This window comes from Intrasporangium sp., assembly GCF_035280925.1.
Classification (GTDB): Bacteria; Actinomycetota; Actinomycetes; order Actinomycetales; family Dermatophilaceae; genus Intrasporangium.
This window is the reverse complement of sequence record NZ_DATEEY010000180.1, coordinates 1-17,107: the sequence shown is the minus strand read 5'-3', so window position 1 is coordinate 17,107 and position 17,107 is coordinate 1. Positions and strand designations below refer to the sequence as shown.

Genomic DNA, 17,107 nt, shown 5'->3' with positions numbered 1-17,107 from the left:
TCCCTATCTGGCGGCGGTGGCGGCCGGGAGACGTCATCGGGAACGCCGGGCACGGGGCGGCCGTTCACCGAGTAGCAGTCCACCCACGGGGTAAGGAGACAAACGTGACGTTCGGTGAGCAGATGAAGCACAAGGCCGACGAGGTCAACCTCCAGGGCAAGGCGAAGGACTTCGGCGACGCCGTCATCGAGGTCCTCAAGGCCGCGGTCGGTCTCGCCGCCGGCTATGCGGCGGAGAACCGCGAGAAGGTCGACGGCGCCCTCGACAAGGCCGCCGAGACGATCGAGCAGAAGACCGGCGGCAAGCACGCCGACACGGTCACGAAGGTGCGCGCGACGGTCGACAAGGGGATCGACAAGCTCGTCGAGCAGAAGCCGCAGCCGAAGCCGAAGCCGGAGGCGAGCACGCCGCCCGTGCCCGACGACACGTTCTCGGCCTTCGACGACGGCGCACCGTCGGGGTCCCCGTCGCAGTCCCCGACCCAGTCCCGCCCGTCGTCCCCGTCCCAGTCCCGCCCGTCGTCCCCGTCGCAGTCCTCGGAGTAGTTCTCGGAGTGGTCCTCGCGGTGGCGACGCGAGTCGCCCGGAGGGAAGGGCGCGGCCGTTCGGCTGGCACGGGACACCACCAAACTCCGCATATCGCCCTGACCGAAGGTGGGTTGGCGGCAGGCGAGGTGGGTACGAGTCCGGGGGTGGGCACCCTCCCGAGGCTGGGCGCTGAAGGCCCATCCACCGGAAGCGCTCGCGTATGATCCCTGCTGACGAAGGCCCCTGAGATGTCAAACGACGTGCACCTTCCGTCCGAAAGGCCACGGGTGCCCGTGACATGAACCGACTCCACGAGGGATTCGTCCTCGGCGACCGGTACCGGCTCGAGAGCCGCATCGCCTCGGGCGGCATGGCCGACGTCTGGGCCGGGAACGACGAGGTCCTCAAGCGCCCGGTCGCGATCAAGATCATGCGACCCGACTCCAAGCACGAGAAGCTCTTCGCCCTGCGCTTCCGCGACGAGGCCGTCCACTCCGCGGGTCTGAACCACAACAACATCGCCACGGTGTTCGACTACGGCGAGGACGACGGCCTCGCCTTCCTCGTCATGGAGCTCGTCGCGGGCGAGCCGCTCTCGGCCATCCTCCGCGAGCGTGCGCCGCTGCCGGCGGCCGAGGTCCGGTCCATCCTCGGGCAGGCCGCCCTCGCGCTGGCGGTTGCCCACGAGGCCCGCGTCATCCACCGCGACGTCAAGCCGGCCAACATCCTCGTGCGGCCGGACGGCGTCGTGAAGCTGACCGACTTCGGCATCGCGCGCGCCCTCGACGCGTCCGGGCACACCCAGCACGGCGAGATGCTCGGCACGCCGAACTACATCAGCCCGGAGCAGGCCATGGGCCAGCCCGCCACCGGTTCCAGCGACCTCTACGCGCTCGGCGTCGTGGGCCACGAGATGCTCTCGGGCAGCCGACCCTTCGACCGCGGGACGCCCATCGCCACGGCCCTGAGCCACGTCAACGAGGAGCCGCCCGAGCTACCGGACGACGTCCCCGACGACCTCGACCAGGTGATCCAGGACTGCCTGCAGAAGAACCCGGCCGACCGGCCACCCAACGCAGCCGCCGTGGCGGTCCGCCTCGGTCTCGGCGACCAGGAGGTCGCTGGGCTAGCGCTCGGCCTTGCCCAGACGCTCGTGGGAGCGCCCGACCAGGCGCCGGAGCCAGACCAGGTGCCGACGCAGGGCATGCCGTCCCCGGCGGACCGCTGACCCCGTCCTTCCCGAGGCGGAGGGGCACTCACTGTGCCGTATGCCGCTGAGCCGGCTCAGAGGCATACGGCATCTCCCGTGGGTCGCTGGCGTCGTTTGGCCCGCGCGGGATCGGGCACGCGCCATGTGTGACCACGCCCACGACGAGTGAGCGGCCGCGAGTCGCCGTCTTCGACCCGACTCCCGTGCTCACCATCGTCGTCGAGTCCTTGAACGGAGCTCCCGACGTCCACCTCCATGCAGGGGGACAGGGGGTCTGGGTCGCGCGCATGCTGTACGAGCTGGGCGTCGACGCGGTGCTCTGCGCGGCCATCGGCGGCGAGACCGGCGTGGTCCTGTCCGGGCTCGCGCGCGACGAGGGCATCGAGCTGGCCGCGGTGGACAGCCCGGGCTCGTGCGGCGCGTACATCAACGACCGGCGCTCCGGGAAGCGGGAGGAGTGGGTGGCCATGGCCCCGGCACCGCTCGGCCGACACGTGCTCGACGAGCTGTACGGCTTGTTCCTGGGGGAGAGCACCGGAGCGAGCGCGGCCGTCCTGACCGGTCCCCGAGACCCGGCGGCCGTTCCCGCCGACACGTACCGTCGGTTGGCGGGTGACTGCCGGGAGCTCGGCGCATCGGTCGTCGCGGACCTGGCCGGCGAAGCGCTCACGGCAGCCCTTGCCGGCGGCGTGACGGTGCTCAAGGTCAGCGAGGACGAGCTGCGCGCCCATGGCCGCCTGGGGGACGACGCCACAGCCGAGGACGCCGTGGCGGCGGCGTGCCGGCTGAGGGAGGACGGGGCTGAGCACGTCGTCATCTCGCGAGGCGGCGAGGCGTCGATCGCGCTGCTCGAGGGGAAGGTCCACTGGGCCCACGGTCCACGGCTGAGCCCTGCAGACCACCGTGGCGCCGGGGACTCCATGACGGCGGGGATCACGGCGGGGATCGCCCGGCGCCGGCCGCTCACCGAAGCGGTGCAGCTCGGCGTCGCCGCCGGTGCGGTCACGGTGAGCCGACATGGCCTGGCGACTGGCGACCGCCGCTCGATCGGCAGCCTCGTCTCCGCCGTGAGGCTCGAACCGGTGCCCAGCCCACCGGCACCTTGACCAAACGGACCGACGACGCGAAGGAGACGACCGAGATGCGGGCACTGGTGACGAACGACGACGGGGTGCACAGCCCGGGCCTGCACGCGCTCGCCGCGGTTGCCGTCCACGCGGGGCTGGAGGTCGTCATTGCCGCGCCCCACGAGGAGCGCAGCGGTGCGAGCGCGTCCCTGACCGCGCTCCAGGCGGACAGCCGGTTGATCATCCACGAGTCCGAGACGCACGTCGAGGGCGTCGAGCAGGTACTCGGCGTCGAGGCGAGTCCGGCCTTCATCGTCATGGCTGCCATGGCTGGAGCATTCGGCCCCGAGCCCGGGCTGATTCTCTCGGGCATCAACCTCGGGCCGAACACCGGTCACGCGATCCTCCACTCGGGCACGGTCGGCGCAACGCTGACGGGCGCGACGCTCTCCTGCCCGGGCATCGCCGTCTCGCTCGCGGGGAGCCGTCCGACCCAGTTCGGCACCGCGGCGGGCGTGGCCGCCCAGGTGCTCGACTGGGTGCTTCAGCGTGAGGTGGCGCCGAGCCTCGTCCTCAACGTCAACGTGCCGGACGTGCCCCTGGCCGAGCTGCGCGGGTTGCGTCAGGCGAGTCTCGCGGAGTTCGGTGCGGTGCAGGCCGAGGTCGGCGAGATCGGCAAGGGCTACGCGACGATCACGTTCTCGCACATCGACGCGGAGTACGAGGCCGAGACGGATGCGGCTCTCGTCAAGGAGGGCTGGGCGACGATCACCGCGCTGGCCGCGCCGTGCGAGGCGGTGAGGATGGACCTGTCCGGCCTGCCGATCGAGGACGCGGCCGCTCAGCCGAGCGGCTCCGAAAGGGGCCGATGACTGGATCGCTGGTGCTCACGGCTGGTTCAGCTCGTTGGCGGGCCATGCGAGCAGGGCCGCCCGGACCACGATGGCCTCCTCGGCGTCGGTCGCGTCGAGGCCAGAGAGGTCGGCGCAGCGTCGGAGCCGGTTGTCGACGCTGTTCGGATGCAGGTGCAGCAGCTGGGCAGTCCGCCTGCGGTCCCGCCCGGTCTCGAGGTAGGTGCGCAGGGTCTGAAGCAGCTCCGGGCGGCCGACCAAGGGGGTGAGCAGCTCCTTGAACCGATTGCGCGCCGCACTGGGTCGCATCAGCTGGTAGTCCACGAGGACATCGTCCAGGGAGTAGATCCCGGGAGGTCGGTGGGTTGCCCGTACCACGTCACACACGTCCCTCGCCAACCTGGCCGCCTCGGGCACGTCCTGTGGGGTGGCCGCCGCCCACCCGGTGTAGATGGGCAGGTCGACCACCGCCTGCACCTCCCGGTGCGACACGGCCAACCAGACCCGGTCGTCCATCGACACCCAGTCCGTGCCGGCCGGGTGGGGGACGAAGGCGATCCAACCCGAGCGAGGTGACGCCCAGAGCACGGGCTCGTCAATGATGCGGGTCGCCTCGTGCCGGATGCGCCGGATGGCGCGGCGCACCCGCTCGTCGTCCTCCGGCAGGTCCCGGTCCCCGAGCGAGACGGCGGTGACGATGTAGGCAGCGGGCAGCCGGACGCCGGCGCGAAGGGCCGACTCATCGGTCGCGCTGCCGTCGAGCAGGTCCGCGACGAGCGTCTGGCGGGCGGCGAGCTCCTCGCCGAGGATCGACTGCCGCTCGCTCGTGTAACCGGTCGCCACGGCGAGGGCGACGATCCGCATGAGGTCGAACCCGAAGGACTGGACGGCGATGGCGGCTCCAGCGCCGCCGGTACCTGCCAGCCGCGCGACCTCCTCGGTGACGGTTCCCGCAGCCAGGTGGAAGGCGGACATCACCTCCTCCATCGGGACGCCGCCGGTGGCCCGCCGCTCCGCAGCGCTCCGGACCGGGGCGAGCATCTCCTGGGTGGGCAGCTCTCGACTGCGGAAGGCTTCGATGTAGTAGCCGAGGAACTGCCGGGCCATGTCGACGACCTGGTCCTCGGGCTCCGATTGCGCCAACCGGGCGTAGCTCGGGAGGTCGGCTCGAAGCCGCCCCAGCATCGCCGCGGCCAGTTCGTCGCGGTGCTGCTCCAAGGCCTCGGGCAGGGGCTTCCCGTGGAGGGCAACCGAAGACTGACGCCAGGACAGTGGCGCACCCGGACTGTGATCCATCACAACCTCCCGCGCGAAAGACTAGGCCATGTCCCAGTACGCGGAGGAGACCGGAGGGAGGACGATGGGACGCGTTCCACTTCGATGACGTCGGCGGGTCATGTTGAGCCGGGACGAGGTGGCGGCGAGATGACACGCCCATCGGTGCGGGGCGGCATCGAGGCGGGTCCCGTGGCCGACCTCCACCGGTCGCGGGCCCCCGGGGGTGGGTTTTGCGCGCCTTCGTACCGGACCAGGCGGCGCGCGGCCTGCAGCGGTCGCTCTCCTAGCGGTCCGCCACATCCGCCAAGGCCCGGGTCAACCGCACGAGCGCCACGATGATCGCGACGACGCACCCGAAGATGCCAAGCCCGATCACCCAGCGCGCGACCACGTCCCATGGCACCGAGGTGGTGTCGAAGTCGAACGGGAAGACCTGCCAGACCCGGACCAGTGAAGCGAGTCCCACCGACGTGGTCACCGCGTCGCCGAGCGCCCGCATCCATGCCGGGTCGAACACCGAGTAGACCGCATTGGCGGCCACCGCGGCAGCCATCGAGAGATTCACGAGCAGGAGCACCTCGGTCGTGCTCTCGGTGAGGAAGGGAACCGCCTGCCAGCCCGGGGCCACGTTGACCAGGAAGAGCAGAACGAGGTTGACCGTCATGGCCACCACGTAGCCGGCGCGCCTGCCAGCGACGGTCGGGCCGTGCTGAGTGATGTGCGTCGTCATGACTGCACCTGCTCCTGGCGTGGCGGCTCCGTCGGCGGACTCGGCGGCGGGAGCACCGCCCCCGGGCCCGGTGGAGCCGCCTCGATGGGCGGCGCCCCGGGGGCGGGCGGCGTGTGGACCCAGCGCTCCGAGCCACCGCCGTCGTAACGGAAGGGCGGGTACACGTCTGTCATGAGCAGCGCATACACCCCGACCCGGTAGGTCCACCGGTTGAGGCCGACGATGACGTCGAAGAGCCCACGGTTGGGGGCGCCGTTGAAGAGGAGCACCACGCCGGCGACCAGGGTGATCAGCGCGAGGATGCCCGGCCAGCCGCCGACCTGCACACCGTTCTCATCCGTCCGGGACTGGGTCCCGGCGATGAGGGCGATGATGATCCAGTGCGGCAGCAGCAGTAGCCACTTGACGAAGATCAGGCCACGCGAGAGGCGCTCCGGGTAGTCGACCGTGAGCCGCGTGTCGTCGTCCGGCAGCGCATCGAGCGTGAACGGCGGATAGCGGTCCGTGCCCAGGCCACCGGTCCCGCAGTAGTGCGCGACCCGCCAGCTCCACCGCAGGACGCCGACGTTGAAGTCGAAGAGGCTGCGTGGGTAGCGCGCCGTGAACAGGATCGCGAACCACGCGATGATCGTCGTGACCATGAGGGCGCACCACAGGAAGAACAGCACGATGAAGTGCGGGATGGCGAGGAACCACTTGACCAGCCACAGCCATCTGGACAGGTCCGGGGCAAGGCGGGCCTCGAGCACGAGCGGGTGGGGCCTGGCCGCGTCGATGGTGGCGTCAGCCCGGACGACAGGCGGCGGGGCCGCACCGACAGTCGGTGGCGCGGCACCGACAGGCGGTGGTGCCGCACTGAAGGGCGGTGGTGCGGCGCTCGCAAGCGGCGTGGGGCTGCCGCCGTAGGGCATGCCTGGCGACGGCGTCCGGTTCGAGACGGCATGGACGACAAGGATGGTCCCGATGACCGCCAGCACCAGTCCGGCCACGACGAGCGCGATGGCGATGCCGAGCAGCGCGCCCGAGCGGACGGCGGCCTGGACGTTCATCGCGACGCCCGGCTCACCGGAGGCGTTGAGGAAGGCGGCCGACCAGCGTCCTGTGTCAGGCGTCCAGGTCAGCTCCTGCGTGCCGGGTCCGGTGGCCTGCGCGACCCAGAAGTCCTGCGAGGCGGGCGGGTCGACCGCGGCGGACGTGCCGGGGACGTGACGGTAGCGCACGGTCCCGTTCCAGTTGACGATGACGGCCTCGTCTCGCGCGACGTCGCCGAGATAGCCGTTGAGCGCATCCGTCGGTGCGACCCCGACGAAGGCCTCCTGCCCGCCAACCGGGGTGGCCCGGAACCTGAAGTCCAGGTCGATCCAGTCGACGAGGCCAGCAGGCCCGCGGAAGTCGATGACGGACTCCCCCGTCGTCACCGCGGCGCCCTCGGACTGCAGTCGGTCGATGTCCACCGCGTGCCACCCGTTGTCGTTGCGGGCGGCAAGCTCATAGACCCCGATGGCGGCCCCGCCGATGAGCAGCCCCAGCGCCGGGGCCAGGAGAAGGATGCCGATGACCAGAGATACGACGTGACGTGGTCGCATGATGACCCCCAGGAAGAACCCCTTGACAGTCCTGACGATACGCCGTCAGCGTGCGGCGGCCTCCGTCTGTGATCCAACAGTCACAGGTCGGGAGAGCACGTCACGCACCGCCGCTTCGAGCCCGCCGGGAGTGTGCTCGCGCAGCTCGTAACGGGCCCGGACGAGCGGCTTGCTCACGCTCAGGATCCGCCCCAGGTCGATGGGCGTGCCCGAGACGACGGCATCCGCACCGGTCGCCGCGATCGTCGCCTCGATGGTGGCCTCGAGGTCGCGCACCTGCGCTTCGCCATAGCCCATGGCAGGCAGGATCCCCTCGGCGTTGGGGTATTTCGCGTAGGTGTACGCCAGCGACCCGACGGCATACGGGCTGGGGTCGACGATCTCCTCGGCACCCGCAGCACGGGCACCGACGACCGCCGCGCCGTAGGTCATCGAGCCGTGCGTCAGTGTCGGACCGTCCTCGATGCAGATGACCCGCTTGCCCGCCACGACGCCGACATCGTCGATCGTCACCGGGCTGTCGGCGCGAATCACCGTGGCGCGCGGGTTGACCCGCCGCACCGTGTGCTCGACCGCCTCGATGTCCTCCGGTCGAGCGCTGTCGCACTTGTTGACGACGACGACGTGCGCCATGAGCAGGTTGGCCTCGCCGGGGTGGTAGGTGTCCTCGTGGCCGGGCCGGAGCGGGTCGACGAGCACGATGTGCAGGTCGGGCTCGTAGAACGGCAGGTCGTTGTTGCCGCCGTCCCAGAGGATGACGCCCGCCTCCTGCTCGGCCGCCCGGATGATCTGCTCGTAGTCGACGCCGGCGAACACGACGAAGCCGTTGTCGATGTGGGGCTCGTACTCCTCCCGCTCCTCGATGGTCGTCTCGTGGCGATCGAGGTCGGCATGCGTCTCGAACCGTTGGCAGGCCTGCGCGGCGAGGTTGCCGTAGGGCATCGGGTGGCGGATCGCCACGACCGTCTGGTCCAGGTCGCGCAGGATCCGCGACAGGTACCGCGTCGTCTGGCTCTTGCCGACGCCGGTGCGCACTGCCGTCACCGCGATCACCGGCCGGCTGCTCCGCAACATGGTGCTCCTGGCGCTCTGCAGCCAGAAGTCCGCACCCGCCGCGATGCAGCGTGAGCCGAGGTGCATGACCTGCTCGTGGGGTACGTCCGAGTAGGCGAAGACGGCGACATCGGCCGCCTCACGACGGATGAGGTCAGTCAGCTCGTCCTCCTCCACGATCGGGATCCCGTCGGGGTAGAGGTCGCCGGCGAGCTCCGGCGGATAGGTGCGCCCCTCGATGTCCGGGATCTGCGTCGCAGTGAACGCGACGACCCGGTGCCGCGGGTCGTCCCGGAAGACGACGTTGAAGTTGTGGAAGTCGCGGCCAGCGGCCCCCAGGATGACAACCTTGCGTACAGCCTGCCCATCGGTGCTCACGACGAACCTCCGGCTGCGGTCGCCGACGGACCGACACACCCGGACTGGGTAGTCCTGGCCTCGGCCACCCGCCGACGCCAGTGTATGCGCCGGTGAACGCGATTCGGTGGCTTGAGAGGCGCCTCACCCCGCGGGTGTGGCCAAAGCCCTTGTTCATCGGACCGGTCCGGGGAACGCTGGGGCCATGGAGACCGTCGACCTGAACGCCCACGAGGAGCACCTGTCCCTGGCCGAGCAGTGGGTGGCCCGCAACTACGACCCGCTGCCCGTCGTCATCGCGAGCGCCGAAGGCGCCTGGGTGATGGACGTGTCCGGCCGGCGCTACCTCGATGCCCTGGCCGGCTACTCGGCGCTGAACTTCGGCCACCTCCACCCGATCCTCGTCTCCGCGGCGGAGCAGCAGCTGGCGCGCCTGACCCTGACGAGCCGCGCCTTCCACAGCGACCAGCTCGCACCCTTCTGCCGCGACCTCGCCGAGCTGGCCGGCAAGGATCTCGTCCTGCCGATGAACACCGGCGCCGAGGCCGTCGAGACGGCGATCAAGACGGCCCGCCGTTGGGGCTACCTCGTCAAGGGAGTGCCGGACGGCCGAGCGCGCATCGTCGTCATGCGGGGCAACTTCCACGGCCGGACCACGACGATCGTCAGCTTCTCCGACGACCCGGTGGCGCACGACCACTACGGACCGTACACGCCGGGCTTCGACCTCGTGCCCTACGGCGACATCGACGCCATCGAGGCCGCGATCACCGACGAAACTGTCGCCGTCCTGCTCGAGCCGATCCAGGGCGAGGGCGGTGTCGTCCTCCCGCCGCCCGGCTACCTGCGCCAGGTTCGCGACCTGACGCAGCGCGAGGGGATCCTCATGCTCGCGGACGAGATCCAGTCCGGCCTGGGGCGCACCGGGACGACCTTCGCCTGTGACATCGAGGACGTCGTTCCGGACATCTACATCCTCGGCAAGGCGCTCGGCGGCGGCATCGTCCCCGTGTCGGCGATCGTCGCCGACGCCGACGTCCTCGGGGTCATCACGCCCGGCAGCCACGGGTCCACGTTCGGTGGCAACCCGCTCGCCGCGGCCGTCGGCCGCGCGGTCGTCGGTCTCCTCGCCACCGGTGAGTACCAGGAGCGAGCGGCCCGGCTCGGCAAGGTCCTGGAGGATGGCCTCGAGTCGCTCGTCGGTCACGGTGTCGACCGGGTCCGGGTCCGCGGTCTGTGGGCCGGCGTCGACATGGATCCCGCGGTGGCGTCCGGTCGGGAGGTCTGCGAGCGGCTGCTCGTGGAAGGCGTCCTCGCGAAGGACACCCACGGCTCGACCATCCGCCTCGCACCACCGCTCGTGGTCGAAGAGCCCGATGTCGAGCTGCTCGTCGACACCCTCGGCCGCGTCCTCCGCTGAGTCCACACCGCTCCCTCGGAAACACACCCGCCCATCGACGGCCCGGTCGCGCTGCCACAGGGGCGCGCAGTCTGGAAACGGGTGTGTTGCCGGGTGGGCGCCTGAGTCCGCGTGCGCACGGTAGCGAGCTCAACGGCATACGGCCAATGCGTTTGTGTCTCAATAGTTCTCGCGAAGGGCGGCCACGGTCTGGGCCAGCCCCTCGGTGAGGGGGCGCGGGTGCCAGCCGAGGTCGCGCTCGGCCTTGGCCCGCGTGCCGAGGTAGTCAGCCAGCGCGGCACGCAGCGACTCCGGGTGATACATCGGGGGAAGCGGCACCACCCGGGCAAGGGGGGTCATGATCCGCTCGGCCCCACGCAGCAACCCGGCCGGTACCAGGACCGGCCCCTTGGTCCCGGCCGAAGCGGCGACCTGCTTCAGGAGCTTCTCCAGCGTCGCGGGTTCCCCTGCGAGCATGTAGCTCTCCCCCGGGACGCCATGCTCCATCGCGAGGATGTGCCCCCGAGCGATGTCGTTGACATGGGCCCAGGTGAGCCGACCACCGCCGGCCGGAACCGCGGGTCGCTTGCCCGCGACGACCTGCTTGATGAGCTCGCCGGTCTGCGACGTGTCGCCGGGGCCGTAGATGGCGCCGGGCATGACGATGACGACCGGGAGCCCCGCTGCCGCGAACTCCTTTGCCACGATGTGCGCCTCGGCCTTGGTGCGGTCGTACGCCGAGATGTGGCCCCCGTGGTGCTGGTGGCTCTCGTCGAGGAAGCGACCGCCCGTGTCGGAGTTGACGGCCAGCGTGCTCGTGTAGACGACCCGCGCTGTCCCGGCGCGCTGGGCAGCGGCCAGGACGTTGCGCGTCCCGTCGACGTTGTCTCGCTGGCCCGGCGCCGGATCGCGCTGACCGAGCCGGTACCAGCCAGCCACGTGGAAGAGCCCGTCCGCGCCCGCCAGGAGCCGGTCCAGCGCGCCGCTGTCGTCGAGATTGCCCTCCACGAGGTCGACCCCGATGGCGTCGAGCTGGATGGCGCGGGCCGGGGACCGCACGAGGGCGACCACCTCGTGACCGGCGTCGATGAGCTGACGCGCCAGCTCGCCGCCGACGAACCCGGTCGCCCCGGTCAGTGCACAGCGCATGGACGCCATTGTCGGATCTGACGCCGGCCCGGTGTCAACGAGGACGAGAACCGATCAGGGCCCTCGAGGTCGACGAGAGCATCTCGCGCCGAGCGCGCCGAACGGCTTTCGCAGAACTCCCCCGCTGGACGGGCGGCGCCCCTATCGTGGACAGGTCAGGAGGGCCGGCAGCGTTGCCGTCGTCTGCGGTTGGTGACGCCGCTCCCACCCACCTCGGGGATGGAGGAGAGTCGCGTGTCCCGGTTGTCCCGAATTGGAAGGCGCCCGGCTGTCACGACAGCGATGGTCGCCGCAGTGTCCCTGCTCTTGGTTCCCGCCGTCGCACCCAGTGCGTCGCCGGCCCCTGCGGCGCCGGCTGGACCCGCAGCCGCAACGGCCGCTGACGCGAGGCCCGCCCCGTCCGAGAAGGCGGTCTTCTTCGCGTCGGACGGCCTGCGCCAGGATCTCGTCGAGAAGTACGCCGCGCTGGGGCTCATGCCGACCATGCGCGACTTCCTCAAGAAGGGCACCAAGGCGAGCGGCAACGGCATGCTCACCCAAGCGCCGCCGAACACCGGAGCCGGCTGGTACACGCTCGCGACGGGCGCCTGGCCAGGCGTCCACGGCTCGACGAACAACACCTTCCACAAGAACGGCGACACCTTCGCCAACCGGACGACCGCCTTCGACGCCGGCGTCCTGCAGGCCGAGTCGATTGCCCAGGCTGCCGAGCGCGGTGGTCTCAAGGTGGCGCAGGTCGACTGGGCCGGCGGGCGCAACGCCCTCATCAACGGGCCGACCATCGACTTCCAGACCTTCCACTCGGGTCGCGGCGTCGCGACGAACTTCATCGGCAGCGCAGGCGACGAGCTGTTCGATGACGCCGGCTTCATCGCTGCGTTCGGGCTGCAGTTCGACCACCCCGCCGGGTACGCCGGCCAGGCGCCCTTCGCCGGCGCTGAGCCGGCCCCGGCGAGCGGCTGGACCGACGTCCCGACGTCCTACAGCCCGGCCATGGAGATGCGGCTGCGCGTCCTCGACTTCGGCGTGGACAAGTACGGGCTCAACGCCTACCTGTACGACAGCACGGACGACTCGATGACGAACTACGACCGCGTCCTCTTCTCGACGACCAAGAGCGGCGTCGACCCCGTCGCCGACCTCGCCGAGGGCGAGTGGGGCGACGTCAAGGTGACGATCACCGGTGGCGCGCTCGACGGCAAGACCGCCGGCATGCTCGTCCGGGTCGAGGAGCTCTCGGCGGACCTGTCCCGGGTCCGGCTCTTCCACACATCGGTGAGCCGTGCCATCGCGAGCTGGCCGAGCTGGCCGGGCGAGCCCGGTTTCACCGGCGACTTCGACGAGTACCTGGCCCAGACGTTCCCGATCGCGACCGCCGCCGACTTCGCCATCCTCGAGGCCGGCGTCACGAGCGAGGAGACCTACGTCGAGCAGGGCCTGTACTGGTCCACCGGTCACTGGCCGATGCTCGAGTACGTCGCGAAGACCCACCGTCCGGACCTCCTCCTCGTCGGCATGCCGACGACGGACGAGTTCCAGCACCAGTTCCTCGGGCTGGTGTCCCCGAGGCTGCCCAACGGCCAGCCGAACCCGGCCTACGACGACGTCGACCTGAACGGCGTGGCCGATGGCCGCGTCGCGGCGCGTGAGGGCTTCCTGCGCGATGCGTACGCCGAGTCCGACCAGACACTCGCCCTGGCGCGCGGCCTGGTCGGGGATGACCCGACGACCTTCGTCGGCTCCGACCACGGCTTCGCGCCCCAGTTCCTCGCCATCGACGCGAGCAAGGTGCTCGTCGACCTCGGCCTCCTGTCCCGACCACAGACCTCCAACTGCCGCCCGGCAGCCGGAGAGACGATCGGCAAGGCGAAGGCCTGCTGGGCCGGCGGAACGGTGCAGGTCTATCTCAACCTGGCCGGACGCGATCCCGCGGGTGGCGGCCTCCAGCAGGTCGCCGCGGCCGATGAGGCTGCGACGGTCGCGGCGATCAAGGCCGCCTTCCTGGCCCTCCAGGACCCGAACGACTGGACTCACGACGGCAAGGCCGAGGGCTGGCAGGTCATCGACCGAGCCTTCACCAAGGCCGAGTCCCGCTACATCCCGAACGGGCCCGGGTCGACGGCCGACATGGCCCACCCGACGCGCACCGGTGACCTGGTCGTCTTCTCGTACCCGCCCTACCAGTTCGACGCGGCGACGCCGGGCACGGTCGTCAGCGCGTCGCATTTCTTCGGGCAGCACGGCTACGTGCCTGACCTGCAGAACCTCGCCGCCAACATCAACATGCGCGCGACCTTCATCGCCGGTGGCACCGGGGTCGCCAAGGGCACTGTTTCCGCACGGGCGATCGACCTCGCGCCGACGCTTGCCTTCATGCTCGGCATCCCGGAGCCGCAGCACAGCCAGGGCCGGGTGCTGCTCGACGTCGTCAAGGGCGGTCCGGCGTACCAGCCGATCTCGATCATCGGGCTGAACGACTTCCACGGCCAGCTCGAGCCGACGACGCGGGCCTACGACTTCGGGATCAACGTCAACGTCGGTGGGGCAGCACGGCTCGCGACGATGTTCGACGAGGAGCTGGCATCACTGCCCCGCGGCAGCCTCATCCTCGCCGGCGGCGACAACGTCGGCGCCTCGCCGCCCAACTCGGCTCTGCTCCAGGACATGCCGGCCATCGACGTCGAGAACGCGTGGGGCCTGGACGCGACGTCCTACGGCAACCACGAGTTCGACTACGGGGTCGCGCGGCTGCTCGAACAGCAGGCGCGGGCAGACTTCCCGTTCCTCGCGACGAACATCGTGGACACCGCGACCGGCGTGGCCCCGAGCTGGGTGACGCCGTCGGTCGTGTTCGACGTGAACGGCACCAAGGTCGGCGTCATCGGGGCAGGCCTGTCGACGACGCCGGAGCTGGTGTCCGCGGGCGCGACCGCCGGACTGACCTTCCTGCCTGAGGCGCCGCGGATCGCAGCGGAGTCCAAGCGACTGGCGGACCTTGGAGTCCGGGTCCAGGTCGTCGTCATCCACGAGGGCACGGCCAACGGCGCCAACCCGGTGGGGACGTCGCCGGGCGTGCCCTGGGACGGCCCGATCATCGCGATCGCCGACCAGCTCCAGGACACGACCGTGGATGCCATGGTCGTCGGCCACACGCACCGGGTGTCCAACCTCATGCGCGGCAAGATCCTGATCACCGAGGGGATCAACGCCGGCGCGAGCTACTCCGTGCTGCAGCTCATGGTGCAGGGTGGCGACGTCGCGTGGGCCGGCGGGGCGACCCGGGTGGCGAAGACGCTCGGCGTGGCACCCCGGCCAGATGTGCAGGCCATCGTCGCCGAGGCGAACGCCGAGACGGCTGTCCTGCGCAACCAGGTGATCGGCACCCAGGCCAACGACATCCTGCGAGCCCCGTCTCGGCTGTTCGAGTCCGAGATGGGCAACATGGTGACGGACGCGATGCGCCTGAAGTACCCGAGCGTGGAGGCCGCCCTGACCAACTCGGGCGGACTGCGTCAGGACCTCGTGTGCTCGCCGCCGAGCGCCAACGAGCAGCCGTGCGAGATCACGTGGGGTGAGATGTTCGCGGTGCTGCCGTTCGGCAACCGCACGACGATCCTCACGCTGACGGGTGCCCAGCTCGAGCAGGCCCTGCTCAACGGGTTCTCGCCGTTCTGCAACCCGGCCATCGCGACGGGTCGCTTCCCGCAGGTGTCCGGTTTGAGGCTGACGTTCAGCTGCAACGGCACGACGCCGGTCGTCACGGGAATGTGGAAGACCCCCGACGGGATCGGCGGCTCGGAAACGGCCATCACGCCCACCGACACCATCCGCCTCGTGACGAACGACTTCATGTACGGCGGCGGCGACGGCTACACGGCGCTCGCCGGTGGGACAGACGTCCAGCAGCCGGGTGACGACCTGATGCAGATCGCCGTCGACCACGTCACCGCGAACTCGCCGGTCAACCCGGTCGTCGAGGGGAGGATCACCGGACCGTGACCACAGTGCCTGGGCGCCCAGCCCTCGGATGAGGGCGAGCGCCCAGCGACGTCTACTCGTTGGGGCGGCGCGGGTGGTGGTCAGCTCGCCTGGTGACGTTGGAGCGCAGCTGCGACAGCACCTTGGCCTCGGCGTCGTTGAGGGCCGCCTTCGTGTCCGTCAGGTCCGAGACGCCGACCATGGCCGGCAGTCCCTGGACGTGCAGCTCGAGCGAGGTCCGCATACCGGGCTGGCCGCGATCCTTGAACCGCACGCCGATGTCGACCATCTCGGGGTCGAATCGCGACAGCTGGGTGAAGAGCTGGGCGAGGGCCCGCTCGATGAACCGGAGGTCGTCCTGGTTGGCACCGCCCTCGAGGCGGACGCGGTTCATGAGGGTGTGGCTGGCTTCGGCGTTCATGGCACGCTCCTTCAGCGACGTGGGAGAAATGCGGCTCCCGCTTGCATTGTACGAAACAAGTTGTGCGGCAGTTGAACCCACAGGGGTGAGACCTGTCACTCCTACCCACCAAGGGCAGGCACGACAGTGAGGCCACCTTGCGTGGTCCCGGTCGGACCGGTTCATGGGAGGCTGGAGCATGCGGTCCAACTGTGCCCTCTACGTCGATGCCGGCTACCTCCTCGCGGCCGCCGCCACCCGCGTCACCGGGACCAGTCTGCGCGGCAGCGTCGTCATCTCCTACCCCGATCTCGTCCAGCGCCTCATCGAGCAGGCGGAGCAGCTGAGCGGGCTGCCGCTGCTGCGACTCAACTGGTACGACTCGGGGAACCGGCCCGGCGGCGCGCCTGATGCCACGCAGGAGACGGTCGGGATGCTGCCGCGGGTCAAGCTGCGTCTCGGCCGGACGTCGCCGCACGGTGAGCAGAAGGGCGTGGACCTACGGATCGGCCTCGACCTTGCCGCCCACGGACGCAACCACGTGGTGGACACCATGTACCTCGTCTCGGGCGACGACGACCTCTCCGAAGCAGTGGAGGAGGCCCAGAGCCACGGCTCCCAGGTCGTCATCCTCGCCGTCCCAGACCCCTCTGGCCGTCCCCACGCCGTCTCGAACCACCTCATCCGCGAGTCCGATGGCCTCGAGCTCGTCGACCCGGCGACGATCGACGAGACGGTGCGTCCGCGACAGCTCCAGCCGGATGCCGTCGCCGAGCTGTCGCCGGAGGCGGCCGGTGTGGTCGTCCCGCTTCCCGGCCCTCGTCCGGCGGCCGGGGACAGCTCCTCGTCACCGGCGGCGAAGCGCCAGGATGCCGCCTCCTCCCACGAAACCGTTCCCACTCCCGCGATCCTCGCCCGCACCAGACCGCAGCCCGTCGGCACCGGCGGCGGGACCGCGGGCAGCACCTCCGGCAGCAAGGTGGCGTGGTCGAGCAGCCGCGAGCATCCCGTGAACCGGTTCCATACCCTCTCCCCGGCAATGATCGAGATGATCGACGAGGTGTGCCGCGGCGTCGTCACCGCCTGGCGGGCCACGGCGACGGACGAGGACCGCAGGCGGGTCCTGAGCGAGCGCCCGTTCATCCCGAGCGACCTCGACCGGACCCTGCTGACGGACCTGTCCGCACGCCTCGACGTCTACGACATCCCCGACGAGCTGCGCTACCGCCTGCGTGAGCAGTTCTGGGACGCGATGGACGAGCTCGGCCGCTGACGCGGACCACCACCCGGCCGTATGCCGCTGGGCTCGCTACCGGGTCGAGTGTGCACTTCGCGCCGGGCCCCTTCCGGGTCGAGTGTGCACTTCGCGCCGGGCCCCCTCTGGGTCGAGTGTGCACTTCGCGCCGGGCCCCTTCCGGGTCGAGTGTGCACTCGCGCGGGGCCCCTTCGATCGAGTGACTCCGGATATCCGTGGACGGCTCGGCCTTCGAGGCAGCCGCGGCCTCCCGGCGCGAAGTGCACA

13 protein-coding genes are annotated in these 17,107 nt (G+C 70.5%); 7 read left to right on the top strand and 6 right to left on the bottom strand.

Annotated features, from left to right (window positions below; all coding sequences use genetic code 11):
• The first annotated feature begins 104 nt into the window (after positions 1-104).
• From VJN29_RS16375 to surE, 4 genes are all read left to right on the top strand, one after another.
• Complete coding sequence (locus VJN29_RS16375; protein ID WP_324144704.1) at positions 105-545, top strand: antitoxin; 441 nt, start codon at positions 105-107, stop codon at positions 543-545.
• Between the two features lie 280 nt (positions 546-825).
• Positions 826-1,755, top strand: a complete 930-nt coding sequence (locus tag VJN29_RS16370; RefSeq protein WP_324144703.1) for a serine/threonine-protein kinase — start codon at positions 826-828, stop codon at positions 1,753-1,755.
• Between the two features lie 128 nt (positions 1,756-1,883).
• Positions 1,884-2,843, top strand: a complete 960-nt coding sequence (locus VJN29_RS16365; RefSeq protein ID WP_324144702.1) for a 1-phosphofructokinase family hexose kinase — start codon at positions 1,884-1,886, stop codon at positions 2,841-2,843.
• Complete coding sequence (gene surE, locus VJN29_RS16360; protein WP_324144701.1) at positions 2,840-3,676, top strand: 5'/3'-nucleotidase SurE; 837 nt, start codon at positions 2,840-2,842, stop codon at positions 3,674-3,676. The genes VJN29_RS16365 and surE overlap by 4 nt, the downstream gene beginning before the upstream one ends.
• A gap of 15 nt (positions 3,677-3,691) precedes the next feature.
• On the opposite strand, the gene VJN29_RS16355 is transcribed toward surE, so the two are convergent.
• The 4 genes from VJN29_RS16355 to VJN29_RS16340 form a co-directional block, all read right to left on the bottom strand.
• Positions 3,692-4,951 carry a helix-turn-helix domain-containing protein gene (locus VJN29_RS16355; protein WP_324144700.1) on the bottom strand — a complete coding sequence of 420 codons (1,260 nt, stop codon included), beginning with the start codon at positions 4,949-4,951 and terminating at the stop codon, positions 3,692-3,694.
• A gap of 265 nt (positions 4,952-5,216) precedes the next feature.
• Positions 5,217-5,663 carry a hypothetical protein gene (locus VJN29_RS16350; RefSeq protein WP_324144699.1) on the bottom strand — a complete coding sequence of 149 codons (447 nt, stop codon included), beginning with the start codon at positions 5,661-5,663 and terminating at the stop codon, positions 5,217-5,219.
• On the bottom strand, positions 5,660-7,249 hold the full coding sequence (locus VJN29_RS16345) for a DUF4389 domain-containing protein (protein ID WP_324144698.1): 1,590 nt from the start codon (positions 7,247-7,249) through the stop codon (positions 5,660-5,662). The genes VJN29_RS16350 and VJN29_RS16345 overlap by 4 nt, the downstream gene beginning before the upstream one ends.
• 45 nt (positions 7,250-7,294) lie before the next feature.
• Positions 7,295-8,680 (bottom strand): cyclic 2,3-diphosphoglycerate synthase, encoded by a 1,386-nt coding sequence (locus VJN29_RS16340; RefSeq protein ID WP_324144697.1) that lies wholly within the window; start codon positions 8,678-8,680, stop codon positions 7,295-7,297.
• Between the two features lie 184 nt (positions 8,681-8,864).
• Between VJN29_RS16340 and rocD the strand changes: the two genes are divergently transcribed.
• Positions 8,865-10,079, top strand: coding sequence for an ornithine--oxo-acid transaminase (gene rocD, locus VJN29_RS16335; RefSeq protein WP_324144696.1), 1,215 nt, complete (start codon positions 8,865-8,867; stop codon positions 10,077-10,079).
• Between the two features lie 159 nt (positions 10,080-10,238).
• Here rocD and VJN29_RS16330 read toward each other — a convergent pair whose 3' ends face one another.
• Positions 10,239-11,207 (bottom strand): NAD-dependent epimerase/dehydratase family protein, encoded by a 969-nt coding sequence (locus VJN29_RS16330; protein ID WP_324144695.1) that lies wholly within the window; start codon positions 11,205-11,207, stop codon positions 10,239-10,241.
• A 294-nt stretch (positions 11,208-11,501) separates the two neighbouring features.
• Between VJN29_RS16330 and VJN29_RS16325 the strand changes: the two genes are divergently transcribed.
• Positions 11,502-15,206, top strand: a complete 3,705-nt coding sequence (locus tag VJN29_RS16325) for a 5'-nucleotidase C-terminal domain-containing protein (protein ID WP_324144694.1) — start codon at positions 11,502-11,504, stop codon at positions 15,204-15,206.
• Between the two features lie 52 nt (positions 15,207-15,258).
• Here the strand turns inward: VJN29_RS16325 and VJN29_RS16320 are convergent, their stop codons facing one another.
• A complete protein-coding gene (locus VJN29_RS16320) occupies positions 15,259-15,606 on the bottom strand; it encodes a hypothetical protein (RefSeq protein ID WP_324144693.1) in 348 nt (115 codons plus the stop codon).
• A gap of 178 nt (positions 15,607-15,784) precedes the next feature.
• Here VJN29_RS16320 and VJN29_RS16315 point away from each other — a divergent pair, with 178 nt between their 5' ends.
• Positions 15,785-16,858: an NYN domain-containing protein gene (locus tag VJN29_RS16315; RefSeq protein ID WP_324144692.1), complete on the top strand. Its 1,074-nt coding sequence runs from the start codon at positions 15,785-15,787 to the stop codon at positions 16,856-16,858.
• Positions 16,859-17,107: the final 249 nt, after the last annotated feature.